The 25583-nt window shown below is 71.6% G+C and carries 19 protein-coding genes and 1 pseudogene; 10 read left to right on the top strand and 10 right to left on the bottom strand.

Annotation, left to right across the window (positions count from 1 at the left end):
- Nucleotides 1-21: 21 nt before the first annotated feature.
- The 4 genes from EJV46_RS19945 to EJV46_RS19960 are packed head-to-tail and all read left to right on the top strand — an operon-like array spanning nucleotide 22 to nucleotide 4105.
- Complete coding sequence (locus tag EJV46_RS19945) at nucleotides 22-1113, top strand: GGDEF domain-containing protein (RefSeq protein ID WP_165585627.1); 1092 nt, start codon at nucleotides 22-24, stop codon at nucleotides 1111-1113.
- A 60-nt stretch (nucleotides 1114-1173) separates the two neighbouring features.
- Entirely contained in the window at nucleotides 1174-2145 is a 972-nt protein-coding gene (locus tag EJV46_RS19950) for a tripartite tricarboxylate transporter substrate binding protein (RefSeq protein WP_131550461.1), read from the top strand.
- A gap of 2 nt (nucleotides 2146-2147) precedes the next feature.
- A complete protein-coding gene (locus EJV46_RS19955) occupies nucleotides 2148-3488 on the top strand; it encodes a hydrolase (protein ID WP_131550462.1) in 1341 nt (446 codons plus the stop codon).
- Complete coding sequence (locus EJV46_RS19960) at nucleotides 3485-4105, top strand: HAD family hydrolase (RefSeq protein ID WP_165585628.1); 621 nt, start codon at nucleotides 3485-3487, stop codon at nucleotides 4103-4105. The genes EJV46_RS19955 and EJV46_RS19960 overlap by 4 nt, the downstream gene beginning before the upstream one ends.
- Nucleotides 4106-4111: 6 nt before the next feature.
- Here the strand turns inward: EJV46_RS19960 and EJV46_RS19965 are convergent, their stop codons facing one another.
- The gene (locus EJV46_RS19965) at nucleotides 4112-4813 is read right to left on the bottom strand and encodes a response regulator transcription factor (RefSeq protein WP_131550464.1); all 702 of its coding nucleotides are present in this window, start codon (nucleotides 4811-4813) and stop codon (nucleotides 4112-4114) included.
- A gap of 447 nt (nucleotides 4814-5260) precedes the next feature.
- A complete protein-coding gene (locus EJV46_RS19970; protein ID WP_131550465.1) occupies nucleotides 5261-5632 on the bottom strand; it encodes a helix-turn-helix domain-containing protein in 372 nt (123 codons plus the stop codon).
- A gap of 154 nt (nucleotides 5633-5786) precedes the next feature.
- Between EJV46_RS19970 and EJV46_RS19975 the strand changes: the two genes are divergently transcribed.
- The 4 genes from EJV46_RS19975 to EJV46_RS19990 all read left to right on the top strand — a co-directional run bounded on the left by EJV46_RS19975 (nucleotide 5787) and on the right by EJV46_RS19990 (nucleotide 9270).
- Nucleotides 5787-6188, top strand: coding sequence for a hypothetical protein (locus EJV46_RS19975; RefSeq protein ID WP_131550466.1), 402 nt, complete (start codon nucleotides 5787-5789; stop codon nucleotides 6186-6188).
- 55 nt (nucleotides 6189-6243) lie between these two features.
- Nucleotides 6244-6966, top strand: coding sequence for a HugZ family protein (locus tag EJV46_RS19980; RefSeq protein WP_131550467.1), 723 nt, complete (start codon nucleotides 6244-6246; stop codon nucleotides 6964-6966).
- A 162-nt stretch (nucleotides 6967-7128) separates the two neighbouring features.
- Nucleotides 7129-8718 carry a phosphoenolpyruvate carboxykinase (ATP) gene (gene pckA / locus EJV46_RS19985; protein ID WP_131550468.1) on the top strand — a complete coding sequence of 530 codons (1590 nt, stop codon included), beginning with the start codon at nucleotides 7129-7131 and terminating at the stop codon, nucleotides 8716-8718.
- 156 nt (nucleotides 8719-8874) lie between these two features.
- Nucleotides 8875-9270 carry a DUF2237 family protein gene (locus EJV46_RS19990; RefSeq protein ID WP_131550469.1) on the top strand — a complete coding sequence of 132 codons (396 nt, stop codon included), beginning with the start codon at nucleotides 8875-8877 and terminating at the stop codon, nucleotides 9268-9270.
- Between the two features lie 25 nt (nucleotides 9271-9295).
- On the opposite strand, the gene bcsD is transcribed toward EJV46_RS19990, so the two are convergent.
- Nucleotides 9296-9817, bottom strand: a complete 522-nt coding sequence (gene bcsD, locus EJV46_RS19995; RefSeq protein ID WP_131550470.1) for a cellulose biosynthesis protein BcsD — start codon at nucleotides 9815-9817, stop codon at nucleotides 9296-9298.
- Between the two features lie 232 nt (nucleotides 9818-10049).
- Between bcsD and EJV46_RS20000 the strand changes: the two genes are divergently transcribed.
- Entirely contained in the window at nucleotides 10050-11468 is a 1419-nt protein-coding gene (locus EJV46_RS20000; RefSeq protein ID WP_131550471.1) for an MBOAT family protein, read from the top strand.
- Nucleotides 11469-11481: 13 nt separating this feature from the next.
- Nucleotides 11482-12585: an alginate O-acetyltransferase AlgX-related protein gene (locus EJV46_RS20005; RefSeq protein ID WP_131550472.1), complete on the top strand. Its 1104-nt coding sequence runs from the start codon at nucleotides 11482-11484 to the stop codon at nucleotides 12583-12585.
- Between the two features lie 89 nt (nucleotides 12586-12674).
- Here EJV46_RS20005 and EJV46_RS20010 read toward each other — a convergent pair whose 3' ends face one another.
- The 7 genes and pseudogenes from EJV46_RS20010 to EJV46_RS23485 all read right to left on the bottom strand — a co-directional run.
- Nucleotides 12675-13409, bottom strand: coding sequence for a GDSL-type esterase/lipase family protein (locus EJV46_RS20010; protein WP_240782665.1), 735 nt, complete (start codon nucleotides 13407-13409; stop codon nucleotides 12675-12677).
- 7 nt (nucleotides 13410-13416) lie between these two features.
- Nucleotides 13417-17412 carry a cellulose synthase subunit BcsC-related outer membrane protein gene (locus EJV46_RS20015; protein ID WP_131550473.1) on the bottom strand — a complete coding sequence of 1332 codons (3996 nt, stop codon included), beginning with the start codon at nucleotides 17410-17412 and terminating at the stop codon, nucleotides 13417-13419.
- 18 nt (nucleotides 17413-17430) lie between these two features.
- Nucleotides 17431-18132: an ABC transporter permease gene (locus tag EJV46_RS20020; RefSeq protein WP_131550474.1), complete on the bottom strand. Its 702-nt coding sequence runs from the start codon at nucleotides 18130-18132 to the stop codon at nucleotides 17431-17433.
- Nucleotides 18129-19106 (bottom strand): alginate O-acetyltransferase AlgX-related protein, encoded by a 978-nt coding sequence (locus tag EJV46_RS20025; RefSeq protein WP_131550475.1) that lies wholly within the window; start codon nucleotides 19104-19106, stop codon nucleotides 18129-18131. The genes EJV46_RS20020 and EJV46_RS20025 overlap by 4 nt, the downstream gene beginning before the upstream one ends.
- A gap of 61 nt (nucleotides 19107-19167) precedes the next feature.
- Nucleotides 19168-23883: a UDP-forming cellulose synthase catalytic subunit gene (gene bcsA, locus EJV46_RS20030; protein WP_165585629.1), complete on the bottom strand. Its 4716-nt coding sequence runs from the start codon at nucleotides 23881-23883 to the stop codon at nucleotides 19168-19170.
- A gap of 44 nt (nucleotides 23884-23927) precedes the next feature.
- Complete coding sequence (locus EJV46_RS20035; RefSeq protein WP_131550477.1) at nucleotides 23928-24728, bottom strand: cellulose synthase operon protein YhjQ/BcsQ; 801 nt, start codon at nucleotides 24726-24728, stop codon at nucleotides 23928-23930.
- Nucleotides 24729-24742: 14 nt separating this feature from the next.
- Nucleotides 24743-25583: pseudogene (locus tag EJV46_RS23485) on the bottom strand (hypothetical protein); the annotation flags it as partial.

The following is a 25583-nucleotide window of genomic DNA, read 5'->3' on the forward strand; positions in this document are numbered from 1 at the left end:
GAACGGGATGCCGAGCCGAGAATGTCCTTTCCCACCGCCGCCATCGCGGAACCGCCGCCGGCGCCCCCGCGCAAGGATCCGAGCCTCGTGCTCGCGCATGCGGCCATGGCCTCCATGCTGCAGAACGGGCTCTCGCCCACGCCGGCCAACTACCTCATCTGGTTCAGCTACCATGGCGGCTCGGAGCCCGGGTTGCGCTACGCGCTGGATGCGGCGCTGGAGGGCGGCGGGCGTATCGCCCAGCCCCGGATGGACGAGCTGCACGCGCAGTTCTTCGAGGCGGGGCACGAGGCCCTCTCGCTGCACGAGATGTCGCGCCGGCTGGAGGGCGCCGTTTCCGAGGCGGTGACCCTGGTGGATGGGGCACGGGAGGCCGCGACACGCTATGGCGGATCGCTGCGCGAGGCCTCCGACGGCCTCTCGGACGGCCCGGAGGCCCTGGGCGCCGTGCTGCAGCGCCTGGTCGCCGAGACGCGCGAGGTCAGCCGCCGGAGCGACGCCGCCGCGCGGCGCCTGACCGAAACCGCCCGCAAGACGCAGGAGCTCCATGCCCAACTCGCCGAGGCGCGGCGCCAGGCCACGACCGACCCGCTCACCGGCCTCGCCAACCGCCGCTGCCTGGACGAGGCGCTCCGCGCCGGGCTGGAGGAGGCGGGAACCTTGCCGCTCGCCCTGGTCATGGTGGATGTGGACCACTTCAAGGCGGTGAACGACACGCATGGCCATCACGTGGGCGACGACGTGCTGCGCCTGCTGGCGGCGACATTGTCCCAGGCATTGGGGGCCGGCCAGGACGCGCTGGCGGCGCGCTTCGGCGGCGAGGAGTTCTGCGTGATCCTGCGCGGCCACGGCCTGCAGGAGGCGGCGCGCACCGCGGAGGCGATCCGCGCCCGCGTCGGCGGCGCCTCGCTCCTCATCCGCCAAGGGGGGCAGCACACCGGGCAGCGGCTCGGCGTGACCGTCTCGCTGGGCCTCGCGGTGGCGGAACCGGGCGAGGCGGCCGCGCATCTCGTCGAGCGGGCGGATGCGGCGCTCTACGAGGCCAAGCGCGGCGGCCGCAACCGCCTCTGCACCGACCCGCCCATGCCGAAGTCCGGCGCCGTTTGGGGATGACGTCTTGGAAGGCCGGCGCCGGCCCTTCATGATGCCCCGACATCCCGGAGACACCGACCCATGCTGGCACGCCGCAACCTCCTCCGATCGGGCGCCGCCATGGCGGCCATGCTGCCGCAGGCGGCGCCGGCGCAGAGCTTCCCGGAGCGCCCGATCCGCTGGATCGTCGGCTATCCGCCGGGGGGCGCCTCGGACACCTTCGCGCGGCTCATCGGCGCGGCGATGTCCGCGCGGCTCGGCCAGAACGTCGTGGTGGAGAACCGGCCCGGCGGCGGCGCCGTGCTGGCGAGCGAGACGGTCTCGCGCGCGCCCGCCGACGGCTATACTTGGCTGCATGTCGACAACGGCATCCTGACCTACAACCCGGCGCTCTACACGCGGCTGCCCTATAATCCGGACACCGACCTCGCCGGGGCCGGCTTCATCGGCCGCTTCCCGCTCTACATCGTCGTGCGGCCCGAGGGCGCGCCGGCCGATTTTGCCGGGCTTCTGGCGGCCTCGCGGCAACGCTCCGTCACCTACGGCACGCCGGCCGTCGCCTCGCCGCATCACCTGGCGATGGAGCTGGTGCGGCGCCGCACCAACATCGACGTGACCCACGTCCCCTATCGCGGCGGGCCGGCCGCCATGCAGGACCTGCTCGCGGGCCAGGTGGACTGCGTGGTGATCGACACCGCGACCGGCCTGCCCTTCATCCGCGACCGCAAGGTGCGCGCGCTCGCCGCGCTCACGGAGGCCCGCACGCCCGACGCGCCGGAGGTGCCGACCATGGCCGAGCTGGGATACCCCAACACCGTGGCCTATGGCTGGCAGGGGATGAGCGTGCCGAAGGCGACGCCGGCGGCCATCGTCGCCCGGCTCTCCGCCGAGATGATCGCCGCGATCCAGTCGCCGGACATCACCTCGCGCATGCGGGGGCTGGGGATCGACTACCAGCCGTGGACGCCGGCGCAGTTCGAGGCCTTCGTGGCCGCCGAGAACGCGCTCTGGCGCCCGCTGATTCGCGAGCTGGGCATCAGGCTGGACGGCTGAACATGACCCTCGCCCGCCGCGCGCTGCTGGGCTCCGCGCTCGCCCTGCCCTTCCTCCGCGCCGCCTCCGCGCAGGACGCGGCGCGGACACCCATCCTCTTCGTGCACGGCAACGGCGACCACGCGGCCCTGTGGATGACGACGCTCTGGCGTTTCGAATCCAACAACTGGCCGCGCGCCCGGATGACGGCGATCAGCCTGCCCGACCCGGTGGCCCGCGCCGACGACGCCGTGGCCCAGTCGGACCGCAGCTCCAGCGCCGAGCAGACGGAGCGCCTGGCCGCCGCCGTCGCGGAGCTGCGCGCGAGGACGGGGGCGGCCCGCGTGGCGCTCGTCGGCAATTCGCGCGGCGGCTACCCGATCCGCGACTTCGTCTCGCGGCCGGCCGGGGCCGCGCAGGTGAGCCATGTCGTCACCTGCGGCACGCCCAACCGCGGCGTCTACGACTGGGAGTTCAACCCGGGCAGCGAGTTCAACGGCCGCGCGCCGTTCCTGCGCCGGCTCAACGGCGGCCCCACGGACGTGGTCGCGGGCACGAGCTTCCTCACCCTCCGCTCCGACAACGACCTCTATGCGCAGCCGGACGGCCGCTATGTCGGCCGGCCCGGCACGCCGACGGGCATCACGCAGGACGGGCCGGCGCTGCGCGGCGCCACCAACATCCTGCTGACCGGCCTCGATCATCGCGAGACGGCCTATCACTGGCGCTCCTTCCGCGAGCAGTTCAAGCATATCGCGGGCCGCGAGCCGCATATGCTGGGCGTCGTGCCGGAGGAGCGGCCGCGGATCGGCGGCATCGTGACCGGCCTGTCCAACGGCGTGCCGACCAACCGCCCGGTCGCCGGCGCCACCGTCGAGGTCTGGACGCTCGACTGGCAGGGCCAGCGCGAGGGCGACGCGCTGCTGAACATGACCACGGGCGCGGACGGCGCCTGGGGCGGCGCCGTCCTGCCGGCCTGGCGCTACATGCCGGTCGAGATCGTGCTGGGCGTGCCGGGCCATCCGGTCGCGCACTACTTCCGCTCGCATTTCCCGCGCTCCTCGGCCGTGGTGAACCTCCGCCCGCCCGCGCCGCTGACCGAGGCGGAGCGCGGCGCCGATTGCATCGTGCGGCTGACGCGCCCGCGCGGCTACTTCTCCTGGCCGCGCGACGTGGTGCTGATCGACGACCAGGAGGTCGCGGAGAAGCGCGAGGGCGTGGCCAGCCTTGCCACGGCAAGCCGGGCGCTGCCGATCGGGCGCGCCGGAAGCGCGGTCCATGCGCTGTACAACGAGGAGAAGCTGGTCGGCCGCGCGCTGCCGCGCTCCGAGAACCGCATCGCCGTGCTGGAGCTCACCTGGTGATCTCCTGGGTCGTCTTCGACGTCGGCGGCGTGCTGGTGGACGAGGCGCGGCTGATCCGCGGCTGGGCCGATGTGCTGGAGCTCACCGAGGAGGCGTTCACGCAGAAGCTGCGCGAAGGCATCGCGGCAGAGAAGGGCATCGGCGGCACCATCCGCGAGCTGGCGCCGCATGTCGACATCAAGGCCCATCGCGCCCGGCTGAACGGGCTGGAAATTCCCGCCGAGGCGGATCTCTATCCCGACGTGCGCGCCGGCATCGCATCGCTGCGGCAGGCGGGGTTCCGCGTCGGCATCGCGGGCAACCAGCCGCCCGGCGTGGCCGAGGCGCTGGAGGCGCTGTCCCTCGGCGCGGATTTCGTCGCGACCTCGGCCCAATGGGGCGTGTCCAAGCCCGAGCCGGGCTTCTTCGCCGAGGTGCTAAAGGCCACGGGCGCGGCGCCGGCCGAGATCGCCTATGTCGGCGACCGTCTCGACAACGACGTGGAGCCGGCGCGGGCGGCGGGGCTGCATCCGGTCTTCATCGCGCGCGGCCTCTGGGGCGAGGTGCATGACCCGCGTGTGCAGGGCTGCACGCGCGTCGGCGCGCTGACCGAGATCGGCCTGCGCCTACGCGGCTGAAGGCGCTTATTGCTCCTTGTAGCGGTAGCCGATCCCGTAGAGCGTCTCGATCTGCGCGAATTCGTCGTCCTGCGCGCGGAACTTCTTGCGGACCCGCTTCACGTGGCTGTCGATGGTGCGGTCGTCGACATAGATGTTCTCACCATAGGCCGCGTCGATCAGCTGGTCGCGGTTCTTCACGAGGCCCGGACGCAGCGCCAGCGCCTTCACCAGCAGGAACTCGGTGACGGTCAGCTGGATCGGCTTCCCCTTCCAGATGCAGGTGTGCTTGGTCTCGTCGAGCGTGAGGTCGCCGCGGACCAGCAGGCCACCGGCGACGACGCCGCTGCTCTCCTGCTTCATCGCCTCGTTCCGGCGCAGCAGCGCGCGGATGCGCTCCAGCAGCAGGCGCTGGGAGAAGGGCTTGGTGATGTAATCGTCGGCGCCCAGGCGCAGGCCCATCAGCTCGTCCACCTCCTCGTCCTTGGAGGTGAGGAAGATGACCGGCATGGCGCTGCGGGCGCGCAGCCGCTGCAGCAGCTCCATGCCGTCCATGCGCGGCATCTTGATGTCGAGCACGGCCAGGTCCGCCGGCTTGCCCATGAGGCCCTGCAGCGCGCTCTCGCCGTCCGTGTAGGTGCGGACCTGATAGCCCTCCTGCTCCAGGGTCATGGAGACCGAGGTCAGGATGTTGCGGTCGTCGTCCACGAGGGCGATGGTTTGCGGCATGGGTGCCTCCTTGCCGCCCTTCATAGGCGGCGATTCAGGCACAAAACAGACGCAGCCGTGGCAGATTCGCAACTATCTCCGTTTCAGCGGCAGAAGAATGTCGGTCAGCCACTCGGCCGGCGGCAGGGTGCGGCAATCGTTGAGCTAGTGCTCTCGCTGCCGGCGTTGTGCTGTGCCCGGCTGCGCTTCCTGAAGGGCGCCTAGACCGGCTCTACGGCGAATGGCTGCCCGCCAGCGGCGAGGAACCGGCCGAGCATCCCGTGCTGGACGGAACGGCGTGCGGGGTCGTCCCGATAGAGCCCGTAGAACCGCGTCTGCGGCCCGACCAGCCCGCTGCCGCGCGCCCAGGCGGCGAGCCGCTCGAAGGTGCCGGCGATCTCGGCATAGGCGCCATGTGGCGCAGCGTGGCGAGGTGCCTGGCGGGCAGCTCGGTGAAGATCACTTCGGTCATCTCGTGCTCCAGGATGGCGCCGATGCCGGCGCGGTGGCGATAGGCGCCGGGCGGGAGGCCATGGGCCTCGCGGAAGGCGCGGGTGAAGGCGGCGACCGAGCCGTAGCCTCGCGGGCGATGCGCGACATGGTCTGTCCGGTGCGGATGAGGGCAGCGGCGGCGCGGGACAGGCGCAGGCGCGTCAGGGTCTCGGCCGGCGTCTCGCCCATCAGCGCGCGGTAGACCCGGTGGAAGTAGCAGGGCGAGAAGGCGGCGACGCCGGCCAGCTCCTCGAGGAAGGGCGTGCGCTCCAGCCGTTCGGAGGAATGCCGGACGGCGCGGCTGATGCGCGCGGCGTGGTCGGTGAGGGTGGCGGTCCTGAGCGTCATGCGCCGCCTATGCCCCAGGCCGGATTGATCGCGCTTGCGAAGTCCTTCCTCGGCGGCGGCCTATCGCGGCGATCGGTTCCGCCTGGTGGCCGGCGACGCCACCGCGCCGCATTCTCCAACCGAGCCGAAAGGCGCCCCGACCAGGAGAGACCAGATGACCCGCTTCGCCCGGACCGCCGCCTTCGCCGCCGCCGTCGCCGCCAGCGCCTTCGCCTACCCCGCCGCCGCCCAGCAGGCCCGCTACTGCAACGGCAGCCTGGTCGCCAACGCATTCTACAGCAACGTGATCTCCAACGGCCGGACCGCCGAAGTCGAGTATCACGGCCAGTTCCAGAACATGGACCCGAACCGCCGCGCGATGACGGCGACGATGCTCACCCTCGCCCGCATCGGGAACTTCACCGTCTTCCGCCCGATCGCCCGCTTCGATCTGAACGCCTTCCAGCAGAAGGACATCACCGTCCTGGCGCTTCGGACGAGCAACCCCGGCGGCACGGGCGCCCCGGCGCCCGCCCAGGTCGGCACGCAGATCCGCTTCACCTGCTCCTACCGCTGACCACCGGGGCATGGGCCGGGTGGACGCCCGGCTCCTCCCGCCCCAGGCTTCCCCCATGACCGACGATTCAGGCTTCGAAGCCCGGAAGATCATCCGCGCCGCGCGGGCCGCCACCCTGGCCACGCAGCGCGACGGGCAGCCCTTCGCGGGCCTCGTCACCCCAGCCTGCTCGCCGGAGCTGGCGCCGCTGCTCTGGCTTTCCACGCTCTCCGAACACACGCGGCAGCTGATGCGGGAGCCGCGCTGCGCCCTGCTCTTCCAGGGCGGGGCCACGGCGGCCAATCCGCAGGCGGCGCCGCGCGTCACGCTCACGGGCATCGCCGAACGGATCGAAGATGCGGGGCTGAAGGCGCGCTGGCTCACGCGGCATCCCTATGCCGCCGCCTATGCCGATTTCGGCGATTTCGGTCTTTGGCGAGTGAAGCCGGGCGGAGCTCTCCTCGTCGGCGGCTTTGCCCGCGCGACGCGGCTGCCCCTCGCCGGGCTGCTGCCCGATCCGGACGCCGTCGAAGCCATCGCCTCGGCGGAGGCGGAGATCATCCAGCACGTCAACGAGGACCATCCGGACGCTATCGCCGCCATCGCACGGGGCCTGCCCGGCGGCGGCCCAGGCGCCTGGCGCCTCGCCGCGGTCGATGTGGACGGGCTGGATCTCGTCCTTGGCGATACCGTCCTCCGGCTGGACTTCGAGGCGCCCGCGTCCGGCCCGGACGCGGTCCGCGCGGAGCTGATCCGTGCCGCGCGACGGGGCCGTCCTGGCAATCGTGCATCGCAGTAGGCGGGTCGCCTCGCGTCTTTTGCGACGAACTGCGGTTCCGCGAGGTGTTAGCGCATTGTCACCGGAGCTTAGCCGCCCTAATTCGGTCTCAACTCTCCTCGAAACAGCCTGGGCCGGGACGAGCGATCGCCTCCGGCCGTCCGCTTCACTGGGAAACCGCGAATGACCGACTCCCTCGCCGGCACCGGCGTCACCAACGGCACCGTCCATGCCAATCTGACGGCGGCTTCGCTGGTCCAGCAGGCCATGCTGCGCGGCGAGGGCCGCCTCTCGGCCGACGGCGCCTTCATCGGCATCACCGGCCAGCACACCGGCCGCTCGGTGGCCGACAAGTTCGTCGTGGACGAGCCCGAGACCTCGGCCGATGTCTGGTGGGGCAAGGTCAACCAGAAGCTGGATGCGGCGAAGTACGAGGTCTTCCTGAAGCGCGTCCGCGGCTACCTCGGCGGCCAGAAGGAGCTCTTCACCCAGGATCTCTACGCCGGCGCCGACCCGAAGTACCGCATCAAGGTGCGGTTGGTCACGACCAATGCCTGGCATGCCCTCTTCGCGCGCAACATGTTCATCCGCCCGGCCGAGGCCGAGCTGGAGGGCTTCACGCCCGACTACACCATCCTGCACGCGCCCGAGCTGGAATCGGTCCCGGCCGAGGATGGCGGCCGCGCCGGCTCGACCACGCTGATCGGCCTCTCCTTCAAGCAGAAGATCATCGCGATCGCCGGCACCAGCTACGCCGGCGAGATCAAGAAGAGCATCTTCACCGTCATGAACTGGCTGCTGCCGGCGCAAGGCGTGCTGCCGATGCATTGCTCGGCCAATGTCGGCAAGGATGGCGACACGGCGCTGTTCTTCGGCCTTTCCGGCACGGGCAAGACCACCCTCTCCTCCGATCCCGAGCGCGCGCTGATCGGCGATGACGAGCATGGCTGGACCGAGACGGGCGTCTTCAACTTCGAGGGTGGCTGCTACGCCAAGGTCATCAAGCTGTCGAAGGAGGCCGAGCCGCAGATCTGGGATGCCTCGCACCGCTTCGGCGCCGTGCTCGAGAACGTGGTCTCCGACAAGCACGGCAAGCTCGACCTCGACGACAACCGCTACACCGAGAACACGCGCAGCTGCTACCCGATCGAGTTCATCCCGAACACGCAGCCGGGCGGCATGGGCGGCCTGCCGAAGAACGTGGTGATGCTGACGGCCGACGCCTTCGGCGTGCTGCCGCCGATCTCCAAGCTGACGCCGGCCCAGGCGATGTACCACTTCCTCTCGGGCTACACGGCGCGCGTCGCCGGCACGGAGAAGGGCCTCGGCAAGGAGCCGCAGGCGACCTTCTCCACCTGCTTCGGCGCGCCCTTCCTGCCGCGCCACCCGGAGGTCTACGGCCGCATGCTGGAGAGCCTGATCGCCCGCGACGGCGCGCAGGTCTGGCTGGTGAACACGGGCTGGACGGGCGGCGCCTACGGCACGGGCCACCGCATGTCGATCAAGCACACGCGCGCCTTGCTGCGCGCGGCGCTGGACGGCTCGCTGGCCCAGGTGGAGTTCGTGACGGATCCGTTCTTCGGCCTGGCCATTCCGAAGGCCGTCGCGGGCATCCCGGGTGACGTGCTGAACCCGCGCGACTCCTGGCAGGACAAGGCGGCCTATGATGCGACGGCGAAGAAGCTGGTGGGCCTCTTCGAGAAGAACTTCGAGACCTTCGCCGGCGCCGTCGGCGACGACGTGAAGGCGGCGGCCATCAAGGCCGCCGCTTAGTCGACCCTCCGACCCCCGGGCGGGTTGGGGCGGCTCGCCCCGGCCGCTCCTGGAGCGCGGGTCGGCAAGGGGCTTGGGCGGCGCCGGCCGCAGTCGCGGCCCGATTGGACCGGGGTGCGCATCATCTGCTCGGCGCGCCTGTTTGAGGGAGGATGAATGCCGGACGGTTCCATCCCGCGCCGCGAGGAACGGCCCGTCGCGCACAACGTGCTCGGCGGCGTGCTCCTGCCCTGCAGCATGGCGCCCCTCACCGGCTGGTTCCGCGACGGCTGCTGCAATACGGACGAGAACGATCTCGGCCTGCACACCGTCTGCGCGGAGATGACGGAGGGCTTCCTCGAATTCTCCCGCGCCACCGGCAACGACCTCTCCACGCCACGGCCGGAATACGGCTTTGCGGGCCTGAAGCCCGGCGATCGCTGGTGCCTCTGCGCCGCGCGCTGGGAAGAGGCGCGGCAGGCGGGCCATGCACCGAAGGTCGTTCTGGCGGCGACGCATGAGGCGACCTTGCAGGTCACCCGGATGGCGCATCTGCGGCTGCACGCCGCCTGAGCGATTTAAGCCCGGTGAGAAGGCGTCAGCCGGGGATATTCGCGTAGCGCAGCAGCAGCGCCGCGCCATCCGGCGACCATTTCCGCACCGGCACGCTCGGCTCCGCGCCGGGCTGGCTGCCGAGCCAGCCCGCATAGAGCCCCTCCAGCACCGAGCCGATCCAGGAGCCGTTGAGGTCCGCATGCGTGCCCACCAGCGGCGCCGCCACGTGGCGCAGCACCATCGTGCGGTTGCCCAGGTCGAGGCTCATCTGCACATAGCCCCAGTCCACCGTGGCAAGCGCGTCGTTGATGCGGGCCTCGAGCTCGCCCAGCGTGGCACAGGCGGGCAGCGGCATCAGCGCGGCCATGCGCGCGCCCACCAGACGCATCATCCCCTCGCGGCCGGGGGCGTCGAGATGGCTTTCCAGCGTCTCCATCATCGCGCGGAGGAAGGTGCGCCACTGCGCCGCCACGCCGCGCCGGGCGAAATAGGTGAGCGCGTTCTGTTCGGTGATCTGGTCCGGCACGAGCGAGCCCCATGAATCCGTCGCAACGGCATAGACCATAAATCAGAAACGCGGCCGGTGAAAATCCGCGAAACGGGCACCTTTGCAGGCGCGCAACACGGCCGGAAAACACGCATGGCGGGCATTGCAAAACCCGAGTTGTCGATGCTAAGGCCGTCCTGCGTCCCCCCGCGAATCGAGGAAAGTCAATGGCCTGCGCATATGAATGCGTCGCCGCCTCTCGCGATGCGGTTCCGTCCCGGACGAATGCCCGCAGGGAGGATAGCGGCCGATGATCTTTGCCTCCTTCGAGTTCCTCTTCCTCTTCCTGCCGCTGTTCTTCGCCCTCTATTTCCTGACGCCGGCGCGCCATCGCAACTGGACGATCCTGCTGCTGTCCTGGGGCTTCTACGCCTGGTGGCGGGTGGACTTCCTCGGCCTGCTCGTCGGGGTCACGGTCTTCACCTTCGTGATGGCGCGGCTGATCGACCGGACGGAGCCGGGCCGCACGAAGAACCGGCTGCTCGCCTTCGGCCTCGTCGTGGTCCTGAGCGTGCTCGGCTATTTCAAGTACGCGAACTTCGGCGTGCAGACCTTCAACGACGCCATCAGCGCGATAGGTCTCGCGCCCACGCCCTGGTCGGAGATCATCCTGCCGATCGGACTGTCCTTCTACGTCCTGCAATCGGTCAGCTACATGGTCGACGTGTGGCGCGGCACCGTGCCGGTCAGCCGCAACTTCATCGCCTTCGCGGCGTACAAGGCCATCTTCAGCCAGCTCATCGCCGGCCCGATCGTGCGCTACGCCGAGATCGAGGACGACCTCAAGCACCGCGTCCACACGCTGGAGAAGTTCGGCCTGGGCGCGCGGCGCTTCATGATCGGCTTCTGCATGAAGGTGCTGATCGCCGACACCATCTCGCCCATGGTCGACGTGGTCTACGCACTGCCCAACCCGAGCATGGCGGACGCCTGGGCCGGTGCGGTCGGCTACACGCTGCAGCTCTTCTTCGACTTCGCGGGTTATTCGGCGATGGCCATCGGCCTCGCGCAGATGTGCGCCTTCCGCTTCCCGGAGAACTTCAACAACCCCTACCTGGCGGGCAACATCCAGGAATTCTGGCAGCGCTGGCACATGACGCTGAGCCGCTTCCTGCGCGACTACCTCTACATCTCGCTGGGCGGCAACCGGAAGGGCCCGGTCCGCACCTATGTGAACCTGCTGATGACCATGGTCATCGGCGGCTTCTGGCACGGCGCCAACTGGACCTTCATCTTCTGGGGCTTCTGGCACGGCGGCTGGCTGGCCATCCACCGCGCCTGGCGCGGCGCCGGCCACGGACCGATGCCTTACTTCCTGGGCAATCTGCTGCTGATGCTGGCCGTCGTCGTCGGCTGGGTCGCCTTCCGGGCGCACGACATGACCAGCGCCGTCGCCATGTACGGCGCGATGTTCCTCCCCGGCAGCCTGCCCATCTCCGACGCCCTGGCCTGGCAGGTCACGCCCGACCAGTGGTGGTGCATGCTGCTCGCCGTGGTGCTGATCTATCTGCCGCTGCTCGGCGGCCGACTGCCCTTTCAGCGGCCCGTCGAGGAGATGGGCGCCTTCTGGCGGTACTGCTGGGCCGCGGCGCCCCTGGCGGGCTTCGTGCTGGGCATGATCCTGCTCTACAGCCGCGCCGCCGTTCCCTTCCTCTACTTCCAGTTCTGAAGGAGCCGCACGGATGCAAGGCTGGCTTCGAAAGACCGCGATCTGGCAGGCGGTGCTGGTCATCGCGATCCTGGCCTGGGGCCTGTCCGAGGGCTTGCGCGCCATCGCGCTCCCCGCCGCGCAGCAGCGCCTCCAGCCCAACCTGAACGGCGAGGCCTTCCTCGCCGGGCGCACCGCCGGCGCGATCAACCACATCATGGCGCACAACCTGCCCATCGACCCCTGGGCGCGCGCTGCCGGCGGGCTGTTCCGCTGGGGCCTCTTCCGCTCCGGCGGGCCGCAGGTGCGGGTGGGCTGCGACGGCTGGCTCTTCCTGACGGAAGAGCTGCGCCCCTGGCCGGATGCCGAGGCCATCATGGCCGAGCGCGTCGACGCCCTGGCGCGAATCCGCGACCGGCTGGCCGCCCGGAACATCGCGCTGCTCGTGGCGGTCGTGCCGGACAAGGCGCGGGTGCATGGCGACCGGCTCTGCGGCGCGCCGCTCTCCGCGCAATCGGCGGCGCGCTACGACCGCCTGATGGCCGCGCTGTCGGCGAAGGATCTCGCGCCCGTCCCGCTGCTGCCGCCGCTCCAGGCCCTGGCCGCGCGGCAGGATGCCTATTGGCGCACGGACACCCATTGGAACCAGGACGGCGCCGCGGTCGCGGCGCAGGCCATCGCGGCCCGGGCGCAGGGTGTCGGCATCGACCGTCCGGGCGGCTTCGCGACGACCCGCGACGCCGCGCTGACCCCCGGTCCCGGCGACCTGCTGCGGCTGATGGGCCTCGACATCCTGCCCGACGGGCTGAGGCCACGCATCGACCGGCAGCACCTCGCGCGGACCCGCGAGCCCGAAGCCAGCGGCGGCCTGCTGGACGATGCCGGAGCGCCGCAGGTGACGCTGATCGGCTCCTCCTATTCGGTGAACGCCAATTTCCACGGCGCCCTGCAGGAGGCGCTGGGCGCGAAGGTCACCAACCTGGCCCGGGCGGGCGGCGGCTTCTCAGGCGCCGCCTCGGACTACTTCGCCGGCGCGACCTTCCGCGAGAGCCCGCCGCGGCTGATCATCTGGGAAATCCCGGAACGGGTCATCGGCCAGCCGATCACGCCCGAGGAGCGGGCCTTCTTCGCGCGATAGCCGCTCGGCGCCCTCCCGCGCGAAGCTGCGTCCCGGGAGATCAGGCGCGGCGCTTCCTGATCCTCACCGATCTCCGTGATCGGAGAGGATCAGGGCAAGCTCTGCCGCAGGATCGGCTCGATCGCCGTGGAGAGGATCGCATAGCCCACCATGGTGAGGTGCAGCGCGTCGAAGGACACGTAGTCGGCGAGGTTGCCGGCCCCGTCCAGCAGCAGCGGCCCCGGATTGGCGAAGATGACGCGGCGCCCGTCCGCGCAGGCGGCGATGAGCTGGTTCGTCCGGTCCACCAGCGCCCGCGCCGGATCCGCCGCCGTGGCGGCGCGCGGCAGGATGCCCAGCAGAAGGATGCGCGAGCTCGGCGAGAGCTGCTGCAGCCGGGCGACGATCGCGCCCACCCCGTAGGCCGTGTTCTCCGCCGTCGAGCCATAGCCGAGATTGTTCGTGCCGATCATCAGCACGATGAGCTGCGGCCGCAGGTTGGCCGGCCAGTGCCCGTTCTCCAGCCGCCACAGCATGCCCTGCGTCGCATCGCCGCCGATGCCGAGGTTGATGGCCGCGCGGTGGCCGTAGAACTGCTGGAAGATCTGCGCCTGCCAGCCCTCGGTGATGGAATCGCCGAGGAAGACCATCCGTGCCGGCGAGACGTTGCTGCGCCGCAGCCGCTCGGTCATGGAATCGACCGCCACGCGCCAGGGCGGCCAGGGCTGCAGGCTGGCCGTCGCCTCGATGGGCAGCGGCTGACCGCGCGGCGGGACAGGGCAGGCCGCCAGGGCGGGGGCGGCAAGCCCGAGCGACATGGCCGCCGTCAGGAGGAAATGCCGCATTCTCATCTCACCAGGTGGGCCTGGTGGCTCCGTTCGGGAGCTGGACCCATTCCGGCCTGCCCTGCTGGAAGCTGCCCTGGATGGGATCGTTGACGTTGAGGGTGGGATACGCGGCCCCTTCGTAGAAGGGCTGCAGGTCGGAGCGCGGCCGGTCGAGGCGCCATCTCAGGTAGAAGAAGCCCACGCCCTCCTCGTAATTGCCCACCCGCTCGTAGCGCCCGGCCGCGCCCAGGCGCAGGTTCGGATTGATGGCGTATTCCAGGTTCGCGAAGATGGACCCGGTCGGCCCATCGCTGCGCTGGCCGGGCACGCGCGTCTGGATCGTGCCGTCGAGAAGCGCCGCCTGCTGGAGCTGCGCCTGCAGGGCCGAGTTCGTCGGGAAGACCGCATTCCCCGAGGTCCGGTAGTTCTGGTAGCCCACGCTGCCCACGCCGCGGAACGACCAATCCCCCCAGCGGGCGATGTACTCGGCCTGCACCTGGCCCAGGATGTTCTGCTGCGGGCTGAAATAGCCGCCATGGCCGAAGGTGAAGGCGCCGAGGTTGTTGTCGTAGCCCGTGTAGAAGGCGCCGGCGGCCAGGGTCAGGCTCTGGCTCGGCGTGCGCAGCACGTTGTAGTAGGCGCCGACCGAGGCCTCGATCCGCTTGTTGGCCTGCACGTTCTGGCCGTCGATCGAATAGCCGCCCACCCCCGCATAGGCCCCCCAGCGCGCGGCCGGCGTATATTCCAGCTGCACCCGCCCGCCGGTCCGCACGACGCCGCCCCAGTTGACCGGCCAGTCGCGCTCGCGCTGGCCGGCATAGGAGAGGATGCTGTCCGTCATCGCCCGCCGCTCGAAGGTCAGCCGCACGCGGAACTGCTCGTTGATCCGCGGCACCACCTCAACCCCGCCGACCACCGTCGGATTCGCGAAGCCCATGGGCGTCGAGCCGATATCGGCGCGGAAGTTGTTGCGCATATAGGCGAGCCGCAGCGCATAGCCGTCGACGGCGGCGTTGGGCCGGCGGAAGTCGGCCGGGGCCCTGAGCGCATTGGTGCCGAACTGCCGCTGCGTCTCCACGCCGCTGCCGATCCGGCCCGCATTCATCGAGACCGTGTCCAGCCCCACCACCACGCGTCCGCCGATGCCCGGCACCGGCGTCGAGACCTCGACGGGCGCCACCACGGTCAGCGCGCGCGAGAGCCCGGCCTCACCCGTGCGGCTCTGGATCTGGATGCCGGCCTGGAGCCAGGTCGCGGCCTCGTCGCGGGCGCGGACCAGCTCGCTGGCGATCTGCACCGAGGTGGGATCGGTGAGCGGCGAGGTCGCGGTCCGCCGCGTCGGGCTGAAGGCCTGCGCCGTCTGCTCGGCCTCGACGATCTGCCCGTTCTGGCGCAGGTGCTCGAGCCGCCGCGCGGCCACGCGCTCCAGCACCTGGAGGGTGCGGACGTAGTCGCCGCGGGCGCGCGCCAGCCGGCTTTCGGCCATCAGCACCTGCGGATCGTTGGGGTGGAAGAAGGCCGTCTCGGCGAGCAGGCCCTCCGCCTCGCGGAAGCGGCCCTGCGCGGCCGCGACGTCGATCATCGTCACCCGGGCCAGCAGGTTGCGCGGTTCGCGGTCCAGCACGGCCTGGGCGAGCTGGCGGGCCTCGTCGTAGCGGCGCGCGCTGATATAGAGCCGCACCAGCGCCATGTTCAGCGGCACGCTGTTGGGCTGCGCCTCGAGGTTGGGCCGCAGCGCCTGATAGGCCTCCTCGGGCGCCTGGCGGTACATCAGCGCGTCGGACTGCTGGACCGTGCCCTGCTCCATCACGCGGGCGAGCTCGCGCCGCGTCTCGGTCGGGATGCGGCTGTCGGCGGCGAGCGGGTTCAGCAGCGCCGCCGCATCCTCCATCCGGTTCGCCTCCAGCAGCGCGGAGGCGAGCTCGATGCGGTTCTGCGCCGTGGTCATCGGATTGGCGGTGAGCGCCGCGCGCGCGGCGAGGCCGGCGCCCCGGCTATCGCCGAGGCGCGCGAAGGCGCGCACCACGGCCGGGCCGCTGGCGAAGGACGGGTCGCGCCGGTTGGCCAGGGCCAGCAGCGCCTCGGTGGCGCCGGGACGGCCCTCGCGGACCAGCCGCTCCACCTGGCGCACCTCGTACTCGCGCCGCGCATTGGCGAGCAGGCGGTTCGTGTCGCTGTTGCGCAGCCGCACCGGAACCCGGTCCAGCAGCGCCACCACCGCGCCGTAGCGCTCGTCCTCCTGGGCCAGGAGCGCCGCGGCCGTGGAGGTCTCAGACGAGGTGTCCTGCTCCATCTGGGCCTGGAGGGCGCGGGCCTCCTCCATGCGGTCCATGGCCTTGAGCTGGCGCACGAGGTCCATCCGCACCCAGGCATTCGCCGGATCCACCGTGAGGGCCTGCCGCAGCGCCGCCAGCCGCTGCTCGGGGTCGTCGATCAGCGTGGCGCGGTCGCGCAGCGCCACGGCCCGGGCGCCGCCGGCGCCGGCCACCGAGAGGCCCGCCTCGCGCTGCAGCGCGTCCGCCTCGGCGATCCGGTTCTGGCCGGTCAGCGCGAAATAAAGGCCGGTCTGCGCGTCGCGCAGGTTCGGGCGCAGCGCCAGGGCGTTGCGGAACCGCGCCTCCGCCGTGATGAAGTCCTGCCGCTGCAACGCGACCTGGCCCAGGATCATCTCGGCGTCCAGGCGCTCCTGGCCCCGGCCGGTGAGGGCGCGGCGCGCGAAGCGGTCCGCCCCGTCCAGGTCGCCGCGCGCCAGCGCGCGCCAGCCCTGGACGGAGGGACCCGCCGTGAAGCCGCGGCCGCTGCCGCCGCCGCCACCGCCACCGCCACCGCCACCGCCCTGGCCCCCGCCGCGCAGGTTCTGATAGGGCGTGAGGTCGCCGACGGAGCGGGTGAATTCCTCGGCGCGGTCCGGCGAGAGCGCGATGGCGCGCTCGAGCAGGCGCTGGGCCTCGCTCATCCGGTTCTGGATCTTCCGCAGCACGGCCAGGCCGAGCACGGATTCGGCATCGTTCCCGTCGATCGCGATCGCGGCGTTGAACTGCCGCTCGGCCTCGCCGTAGTTCCGGCGATCGACCTCGGCCCAGGCCAGGAGGCGGGCCTCGGCCCCCGGCGCGAGGCCGCGCTGCGAGGCGCGCATCTTCGCCTCCAGCTCGCGGTCGCCGGGGAAGACCGCCAGGTACTGCTCGATGCGTGCCCCGGTCTCGGGGTCGTCGCCGAGCCACAGCAGCCCCTGGCGCCAGGCGGCGCGCGCCGGCCCGCGCACGCCAGGGCGGGCGGCCAGCCGCTGGAGCTGGTCCACGCCCTCCGCGCGGGTGTCCTCGCGATAGGTCAGGATCTGCGCATAGGTCAGCGCCAGGCGCTCGTCGTTCGGCGCGGCCTGGACGCGCTGGCTCAGCTGCTGCGTCGCCTCGCGGTACCCCGCCTCCGAGGAACCCGCGAGCACCTGAAAGTATTCGGCCGAAAGGGCGGAGGGGATGTTGCCGTCGCGGAAGAGCTGGCGGTAGCGCGCCACCGCCTCGGAGCCGCGGCCGGCGGCGGCGAGGCCGCGCGCGGCGCTCAGGGTCTCGGCGTCCTCGTTGAGCAGCCGCACCAGCTCGGTCACGCGGGGCAGGCGCGCATCCTGCGGCGACACGCGGCGAAGCTGCTGCAGGTAGCGCTGCGCGGCCGCGGTCTGGTTGCTAAGCGCGGCCGTCTCGACCGCGCCGGCCAGCGCGTCGAGATTGTTCGGCTCCACCGCCAGCAGACGCTCATAGGCCTGGAGCGCGCGCTCCGGCTGGCCCTGCTGCTGCCAGAACTGCGCCTGCTCGGTGAGGTTCGCCGTCGCGGCCCCGCCCGAGGTGCGGACATCGACCGGCCCGGGGCCAAGCGCGAGGCCGGGCACCTGGGCCGGCGCCTGCGCCTCGGCCGGCGTCGCGGCGGCCAGGAGGACGGCGAGCGTCGCGAAGGCCGGCCCCTGGCCGGAAACGACCTGGCACCCACGCCGAGAGATGCGCTGCGGCATGGTCCCCGCTTCCTTGGTCATGTCAGGCCGCCTCGTGCGTCATCGCTGATACCGCGCCGTCGTGTCCCGCGTGACGAAGCCCGCGACGTTGCTGCCCGAGCCCATCAGCCAGACGCTGTACATGCCGCCCGCCTCCAGCCCCTGCAGCGCGATCGGCGCGGCGGCGCGCGCGCCGCAGCTCGCCCGCACCTGGGCCGTGACGGGGTTCACGCTGCGCGCGCGGGTGCCCAGCGCCGGCACGCCCTCGAAGACCGCCGGCCCCGAAGGGAGCAGCGCCAGCGTCGCCGCAGGGCAGTCCGGCAGGACGTTGTAGAAGGCGATTCGCGAGCGGGTCTGGTTGAAGTCCGCCGTGTCGACCACCGCGGTGGCGCCGATGCCGCCCGCCGCCGGGTGCAGCAGGATGGTGTTGAAGCTGCCCGGCTCGACGCGGAAGGTCGCGCTGCCGCGCGCCTGGCCCTCCTGGAACTCCAGCCGCAGCTGGCGGCCGGCCACGTTCTCCACGGCGGTGAAGGCCATCACGCGCTGCTCGGGCGCGGTGCCGAGGCGCTGCGGCGGCAGGAAGTCGGGGCGCGCCTGGATCTCGCCCACCAGCCCGTTCACGAGGCGCACATAGGCCGAGCCGCGCGGCGGCACGGGATCATAGACCTGGCTCTGCGCCAGGGCCTGCGGCACCGCAGAGGAGAGGGCCAGGGGAACGGAGAGGAGGGCAGCGGCCAGCGCCGTGCGCAGGGCGGGTCTCATGCGGCCACCAGCCGGCGAATCTCGGCGATGAAATTGGCCGAGGTCATGGCTGCCTGACCCCAGGCGGCATTGTTGGTCGAGGTCACCATATCGGGCTCCAGCAGGTTCCACACGAGGGCTCGCGGCCGGTTCCGCCGGAAGTCCTCGCTCTTCAGGTATTCGAGAAGCGCGAAGTAGGGTCCGACGCTGTTCGGCTTCCAGAAGAGGCCGACCGGCCGCAGCACCTGGTTGGACAGCACCGGCACGAAGCCGAAGCGCGGCTGCACGTTGCTGGTGCCGACGACCGTCACGTCCGACGCGTCATCCGCCAGCAGCGCGGCGGGACCTTCGGCGCCGAGGATCTGCCGGATCCAGGATTCCTCCGGCCCATAGACGCCGCGCTGGGTGCTCGCGTAGCGCGCGAGGTCGCCTGCCGCGAGGGTCATGGGACGAAGGTCGCCCAGCCGCGTGCCTGGGCGCGGGCTCGGCGGCATGCCGAGCTGCTCCCGCATCTGCCGCGCGGTCTCGATGGCGGCCACCTCGGCCCCGACCGGCGTCCAGTGCGTATCGGTCTTCCAGAAGAGCTGGCGCTGCGGCTCGCGCTGCATCACGTTGCGGAAATGCGCGTCCAGGTCGGGCACGAGGGCGCCGGCGCGGCGGAGCTCCGCCAGGGGAAGGCTGTAGCGGCGCTCCACCTCGGCGGCATAGCGCGAGCCGGCCGGCATGAACTGCCGCAGGAGGCGCTTGCGGGACGGGATGAGGCAGATCACCGCGTCCATGCGGCCGGCCCGGAGCGCGGTCACGGCATTGGCGACGACCTGGACGGTCTCGCGCAGGGCGGTGTTGTCGAGCCCGTCGATCTTGTCCCAGACCGGAAAGATCCAGCCGTTCGTGCCGACGGTGACGAGGCCCGACTGAGCCACCGCCGGCGCCGCCAGGCCCCCGGCGGCCGAGGCCGCCAGCAAGGCGCGACGCGACACGGAAATCTGACGCATCTTCACGCGGCCCCTCGACAGCGGGCGCCTTCCGCCCCCGAACGTCCCCCTGGAAATCCCGTCACGCCGAGCGCTCCCTCAGGCGTTGGGCCGCGCGGCGGCGCAGGATCCAGTAGAGCGGCGCGGGCACCAGCACGAGCACGACGAGCAGGATCGCAAGCAGGTACCAGGGGTTGTTGCCCAGGTAGAATTCCGGCCAGAGCCAGGGCGGGAGCGCGCCGACCTGGTAGGTCGAGGTCACGCGGAAGGCCGAGACGCGGCCGCCCGAGAGCAGCGCGAGGTCGCCCTGCACGCGCGGCACCTGCTCGGGATCGCGCAGCGCGATCACCATGGATTCCAGGCCGGCAGGGCTGGACCCCGTCAGTGCCACGACCGAGCGGCCGGATTGCAGCGGGCTCTGGAAGCCGATCAGCGCGCCGAGCGACTCGCCGGGCGCTGCCAGCAGCGCCGAGACGCGCTCCAGCTCGCCGCGGCGCTCGCCCCCGAAGAGGTTGCGGAAATCGCCCATGCCGTCGTTGAGCCGGACGGTGAGCCGGTTGCCCTCCGCCTGCAGCGGGCCCGTGTCGCGCAGAAGCTGCTGCAGCGCCGGCTGGCGGCCCAGCGTGCCGATCACGATCAGGTCCTTGTCGGCATTCTCCTGCAGCGCGCCCGGCCGGATGACCCGCAGGTTCACCGGCGGGTAGCCCACCAGCGCCGCGATGCGGCCCATCATCGTGAAGAAGGCCTCCAGCTCCTGCTGGCTCGGCCGCTCGGGCAGCACCACCGCCGTCTCGGAGAGATCGGCGAACTTCGTGAAGGGGAAGCCCGAGCTCACGAAATAGGCCAGGTTCGGCAGGGTGGTGAAGCGATAGGCGCCGGTCAGGTCGATCGTGCTGTCCGGGTCCACCGAGGCGCGGATGTCGCCCGGCACCGCGATGCAGTCGCCGCGGTGCAGCGGGCGCATGTCGAAGCGCAGCTGCAGCTCGTTCTGGCCGTAGAGCATGTAGCTCGGCAGCGCGACCTGCGCCTCGTCCACCTCGGAGGAGACGAACTGCCGCTGAACCCAGCTCAGCGGCCAGGCCAGGTCGGCCGCGCGCAGCGGGACGGAGCGCAGGTAGATGTCGTTGATCGCCACGTCGAGGCGCGAGACCGCGACATCCATGATCGGCCCCGGCGGCGCGCGGAAGCGCACCAGGGAGGACATGGCCCGCTCGCGCGCCGTGTAGAGGTCGGGCGCCGTGCGGAAGGGCACGGCGATCGGGCCGGGCACGTAGCCGAAGGCCTGCAGCTCGGACGGATCCATGATCTCGCCGAAGCGCAGCGGACGGTCGGTGCGCACCCAGCGCGGCGCGTCATAGGCGACACGCGGCGGGATGGCCTGATCCTGGATCGTGGCGAGCTCGCCGGTCAGCGCCTCGCGGCCGACGCCCAGCGCCGTCGCCGCCGTCACGGCCTCGGGCCCGTTGCGGCCGGCGATGACGAGCAGCAGGCCGAGCGGGTCGGAGGGATTCTGCACGACGGCGAGGGTCGGGCCCTCCATCCGCGGCAGGACGAGGCCGGGGATCGAATCCGGGCCCGTGGTGACGACGATCGCGTTGCCGGTCGGCGGCAGCACCGTCGCCACCGGGAAGGAGGCGCCGCGATAATCGGCCTGCACCGCGAACCAGGAGGTCACGATGGCGGCGGAGCGCAGCGCGTCGTTGCTCGGCGTCTCCGGCAGGACGATCGGCAGGACCAGCGGCTCGCGCAGCAGGCGCGGATCGAAGAAGGGCTCGGGCAGGCGCGCGAGGTCGCGCGTCACCGGCAGTCGCTCGAGCCGGAGCGAGATCGTCGAGTTGTCCGAGATCGTGCTCCAGAGCAGGCCGGAGAGCGGGTCGTTGCACTCGATCGCGTAGCGGCCGGTGAAGCGGAAGTTCAGCCGGTTCACATCCGCGAAGAAGAAGGGATTGATCGGGAATTCCAGCGGCCCGAAGGCCGGCCGCGCGCGATCCGGCTGGACGGTGCCGACGAACTGCTCGTTGAGCGTGAAGGCGATCTGGCTCAGCTCGGGGATCAGCGCGGGCGAGGTCGCGCCCTGCAGGATCAGGCGGGCCGAGGTCACCACCTCGTCGCCGCGCACGCCGAAGAGGATGCCCTGGAGATCCGACACGCCGCGCAGCTGCATCGGCCCGCGCAGACCGAGCTGGCGCAGCGTGCGGGTCTCGGTGCGCGTGCCCGGCGCCTCCTGCCCTTCCGCCTGCATCAGGGGGTTGGGATCGCCGGATGCGGGGCTGAGCGGGGCGGGAGCGAGCGGGTTCGGGCTCTGCGGCGCCGAGCTCAGCACGGGCGGCGCCAAGGGATTCGGAGCCAGCGGATTCGGAGCCTGGGCCGGCGTGAGCGGCGGGGGCGCGAAGGTTTGCGGCGCCGGCGAGAGGATCGGCGGCAGCATCGGCGAGGGCGAGAGCGCCGGCGCCTGGGGCGAAGCGCCGAAGCCCTGCGGGGCCGGCGCCGCGCCGGGAGCGGGCGAGAGGATGGGCGCGGCCGGGGCCTGGCCGCCGGGGGCGTTCAGGGCCGAGCCGGGCTGGCGGCTCTGGCCCAGGGCGGTGCCGGCGAGGAAGAGCAGGAGCGCGGCACCGACCGCGGCCGGCACGCCGGCGCCTCGCACGATGCCGGCGCGCTGCGCCGCGCCCTGAGCCCCCCCCTGCGCCGTCGCGGGCGGCAGGTCGGGCAGATCGTGGGCGCGCCGCGGGCGGCGGCGGAAGCTGAACTGCGAACCGCCGGAGAAGAGGCCACCAATCGACACAAGAACTTCCTTCAGCGAGCGCAGGGGACGGTCGGCGCGGATGTTGTCCCAATCGACCCAGGCGTCCGCGCGTCCCAGGGTGGCGATCACGATGTTGCCCTCGTCATGGATGTCCTGCGGCAGGAAGCGCAGGTTCACGCGGCCGCCCTGCCAGCGCAGCACCTCGGCGGGCACGGTCACGATCTGCGATCCGGCATCGAGCTCCACCATCACGAGCTGATCCTCGCCGAGGTCGCCCGGCGCCTCCATGCGCAGCGCCGCGCCGCCGAGCGAAAGATCCTCGGAAACGCCCTCCACCCGGCGCCCGTCGCCCAGGATCACCGCCGAGCGCACCTCGGCCGCGACCCGGGCGCGCTCGCGCACCTGGCGTCGCTCGCGGCCCACGGCGAGGCCGGCCAGCACGGTGATGAGGCAGAAGGTCGCCCAGACGACGTTCAGCGCATAGGCCTGGAATTCCAGGCTCGCCGGAGGATTGACCGCGAGGCCGTAGATGCCGAGCAGCAGGCCGAAGATGAGGGCGCCGGCGAGGACCATGTTTGGGCCCACGGCGCGAAGATCGAAGTAGCCCTCCTCCAGCGTGCCGCCCTTGTCCGTCACGTTGAAGCGGCCGCGCTTGGGATCGAGCAGCGTCGCGAGCGTCACCGGCAGCAGGTACACGGTGAGCACGGTCTCGTAGATCTCGGACCAGAAGGAATGGCGCACGCGCTTCTGGATGCGCGAGTTGGTCACGACCGAATGGACGATATGCGGCCCCGCATAGGCGACGATGGCCAGCGGCGAGGCCGCGATGATGCTCTCGCCGAAGATGAGGAAGGCGAGCGGCGCGGTCAGGAACACGAAGCGCGGCAGCGGAAAGAGGAAGTGGAACATCGCCATGAAGTAGCAAAGGCGCTGGGCGAGGTTCAGGCCGCTGGAGGTCAGCGGGTTCTCGAGGCGCATGATCTGGATCATGCCGCGAGCCCAGCGCATGCGTTGGCCGATGTGCAGCATGAGGCGCTCGGTCGCGAGGCCGGCCGCGAGCGGCACGCGCAGATAGGCGGTGCGCCAGCCGAGCTTCTGCATGCGCAGCGAGCAGTGGCAGTCCTCGGTCACCGTCTCGGTCGGCACGCCGCCCACGGCCTCGAGCGCCGCGCGCCGCATCACCGCGCAGGAGCCGCAGAAGAAGGTCGCGCCCCAGAAGTCGTTGCCCTGCTGGATCAGGCCGTAGAAGAGCAGCCCCTCGTTCGGCACGCGCTGGCCGGCGACGAGGTTCCGCTCGAAGGGATCGGGCGAGTAGAAGTAGTGCGGCGTCTGCACCATCGCGAGGCCGTGGTCGCGCAGCATCCATCCCACGGTGAGCTGCAGGAAGCCGCGCGTCGTCACGTGGTCGCAGTCGAAGACGACGACGAACTCCCCGGTCGTCTGGCTCAGCGCGTGGTTGATGTTGCCGGCCTTGGCGCCGCGGTTGTCGGGGCGGATGATGTAGCCGCAGCCCGCCTCGGCGGCGAAGCGGCGGAAGTCCTCGCGGCGGCCATCGTCGAGCAGGTAGACGTTCAGCTTGTCGGTCGGCCAGTCGAGCGCGAGGGCGGCGAAGACCGTCGGGCGCACCACGTCCAGCGGCTCGTTGTAGGAGGGAATGAAGACGTCGATCACCGGCCAGTCGTCGGAATTGGAGGGCATCGGCGCGGGCCGCCGCTCCAGCGGCCAGAGGGTCTGGAAATAGGCCAGCATGAGCGCGATGATGGCGTAGACCTCGGCGAGCAGCAGGCCGGTGCCCAGGAAGGTCTGGAGAAAGGTGCTGAAGTCCAGCGTCTCCGTCATGCGCCAGAAGATGTAGCGCAGCGAGATGACGGTGGAGAGGAGCGCCAGCAGCAGGGTGACGGTGCGCCCCTCGAAGCGGTTGAAGACCAGGAAGAAGAGGAAGCCTCCGATCGCGAAGATGACCTGCTGCTCGGGCTGCATGGGAACGGTGATGACGGCGGCCGCGGCGATGAGGCCCACGATGGTCACGAGCCAGCCGAACCACTTGTTCCGCATGAACGGAAGTCGCGCGAGGCGCTCCCTCCGGGCAGCAACTTCGCTCATCGAGCACCCCAATTTGCGCTGAAGGGTTCCGGCACCGAGGGCAGCGCGGCCTCGATCCCCCGTGAGATCTCGCGAAGATCCTCGGCCGCCTGGCTGTTCGGGGCGATGTCGAGAACGAGGCGCTGGGCGGCCAGCGCCTCGGCCACGATCTCCTCGCGGCAGATGGCGCCCAGCAGGCGCGGGCCCAGGTGGCGCGCCACGGTCTCGGCCGCGGCGCGCGACAGGCGGGCATTGGGATCGACGCCGTTCAGCACCACGCGCAGCCGGCCGGCGAAGAGCGCGGCCATGGTGCCGGCGCCGAGGAAGCGGCCATTGTCGATGTCGGGCACCAGGGCGGCGCTGGTCGCGTCGGCCAGCAGCACGGCGACGACCATGGCCGACATCGGGGCGAGGATATTGAGGGAATGCGACGCGCCGGGGGGGGTGTCGGCGATGACCAGGAGGCTCGGGTCGGAAAGGATCGCGCGCATGGGCGCGGCCAGCAGCTCCGGGTCGCGCTCGAGCGAATGGAAGAGGCCGAGAGCGCCCCGGATGTCGACGGAGCCGTGCGGCAGCAGCATCACGCCCGAGGAGGTCTGCCGCACCAGCTCGCGCCAGTCGGGGCGCTTGGGCAGTTCGGTCATGAATCCCGACCCATCGGTCAGAGGCACGCCGAAATGCAGCCGGAGCGTGTTCTGCGGGTCGAAGTCCATGACCATGACGCGTCGCCCCTGGCGCCGCATCGCATCGGCGACGTTCGCGGCCAGGGTGGTCTTACCGACACCACCCTTGGGGGAAGCGAAGCAGATGAGGGGCATGGTGCCTCCGGCGTCTAGAAGGGCGATGACGACCGCAGGGCGGCGCGGAACGTATCGATGGGGGATGCCGCGGGCGGGCTACCCGAGGCGATCAAACGCATAACCTCCCCCAAGGAAACTGTCACGGCCGACGCAGGCACGATGCCCTCGCCGGCGGAGGTGCCGGTCGGAGGGGTGGAAGACAGGCCCGCCGGGCCGGTCTGGTAGGCGGGGCTCGGCAGGGGCTGCTCTGCGGAGCCGGCGATCTGGCTGCGCAGTCGTGCGAGCGTCCCGCCGGGCACGGGCGGCGGCGGAGCGGGCGCCGGTTCCGGCATCAGGCCGATGGAGTCCAGCAGGCTGAAATCGGGCGCGGCCGGCGCTCCGGGCGCGGGCTCCGGCATCTCCAAGGCGGCGATCTCGGCCTCGCGGATGACCCGCGGCACGGGGCGTGCGGCCGAAGCGAGGGCGGCCCAGTCGATCGCCGGCTCGGGCGCCGGCTCGGGCACGGGGGCCGCCGGCGGCAGTGCCACGAGGGCGGGTTGTGGCGCCTGCGCGGCGGGAGCGGCCGGAGGCGCCACGATGACCAGCGGCGTCGGGGACGGCGTCGGCGCTGCCGCGGCCGGGGGGGCCGGCGGGGGCGCCGGAGGCACGGCCGCGGCCGGCGGCGGAGGAGGCGCCACGACGGCCGGCCTCGGCGGCGGAGGAGGGAGAGGCGCGGCGGCAGCCGGCAGGGGCGCCGGGGGAGGCGCGGTGACGACCGGCGGCACCGGCAAGGGCGGCGTGGGTGGGGCCTGCGGCGGAAGCGGCGGCGCGGCTGCGGCCGGAGGCGCGGGCGGCGGGGCCGCGACCGGCGGCGCGGCAGGCACGGGACGATCG

This window comes from Roseococcus sp. SYP-B2431, assembly GCF_004336745.1.
Taxonomy (GTDB): domain Bacteria; phylum Pseudomonadota; class Alphaproteobacteria; order Acetobacterales; family Acetobacteraceae; genus Roseococcus.

Coding starts and splice junctions, on each gene's coding strand:
- EJV46_RS19945 (WP_165585627.1), top strand. CDS start 22: ATGTCCTTTCCCACCGCCGCCATCGCGGAACCGCCGCCGGCGCCCCCG.
- EJV46_RS19950 (WP_131550461.1), top strand. CDS start 1,174: ATGCTGGCACGCCGCAACCTCCTCCGATCGGGCGCCGCCATGGCGGCC.
- EJV46_RS19955 (WP_131550462.1), top strand. CDS start 2,148: ATGACCCTCGCCCGCCGCGCGCTGCTGGGCTCCGCGCTCGCCCTGCCC.
- EJV46_RS19965 (WP_131550464.1), bottom strand. CDS start 4,813: ATGCCGCAAACCATCGCCCTCGTGGACGACGACCGCAACATCCTGACC.
- EJV46_RS19970 (WP_131550465.1), bottom strand. CDS start 5,632: ATGACGCTCAGGACCGCCACCCTCACCGACCACGCCGCGCGCATCAGC.
- EJV46_RS19975 (WP_131550466.1), top strand. CDS start 5,787: ATGACCCGCTTCGCCCGGACCGCCGCCTTCGCCGCCGCCGTCGCCGCC.
- EJV46_RS19980 (WP_131550467.1), top strand. CDS start 6,244: ATGACCGACGATTCAGGCTTCGAAGCCCGGAAGATCATCCGCGCCGCG.
- pckA (WP_131550468.1), top strand. CDS start 7,129: ATGACCGACTCCCTCGCCGGCACCGGCGTCACCAACGGCACCGTCCAT.
- EJV46_RS19990 (WP_131550469.1), top strand. CDS start 8,875: ATGCCGGACGGTTCCATCCCGCGCCGCGAGGAACGGCCCGTCGCGCAC.
- bcsD (WP_131550470.1), bottom strand. CDS start 9,817: ATGGTCTATGCCGTTGCGACGGATTCATGGGGCTCGCTCGTGCCGGAC.
- EJV46_RS20000 (WP_131550471.1), top strand. CDS start 10,050: ATGATCTTTGCCTCCTTCGAGTTCCTCTTCCTCTTCCTGCCGCTGTTC.
- EJV46_RS20005 (WP_131550472.1), top strand. CDS start 11,482: ATGCAAGGCTGGCTTCGAAAGACCGCGATCTGGCAGGCGGTGCTGGTC.
- EJV46_RS20010 (WP_240782665.1), bottom strand. CDS start 13,409: ATGCGGCATTTCCTCCTGACGGCGGCCATGTCGCTCGGGCTTGCCGCC.
- EJV46_RS20015 (WP_131550473.1), bottom strand. CDS start 17,412: ATGACCAAGGAAGCGGGGACCATGCCGCAGCGCATCTCTCGGCGTGGG.
- EJV46_RS20020 (WP_131550474.1), bottom strand. CDS start 18,132: ATGAGACCCGCCCTGCGCACGGCGCTGGCCGCTGCCCTCCTCTCCGTT.
- EJV46_RS20025 (WP_131550475.1), bottom strand. CDS start 19,106: ATGCGTCAGATTTCCGTGTCGCGTCGCGCCTTGCTGGCGGCCTCGGCC.
- bcsA (WP_165585629.1), bottom strand. CDS start 23,883: ATGCGGAACAAGTGGTTCGGCTGGCTCGTGACCATCGTGGGCCTCATC.
- EJV46_RS20035 (WP_131550477.1), bottom strand. CDS start 24,728: ATGCCCCTCATCTGCTTCGCTTCCCCCAAGGGTGGTGTCGGTAAGACC.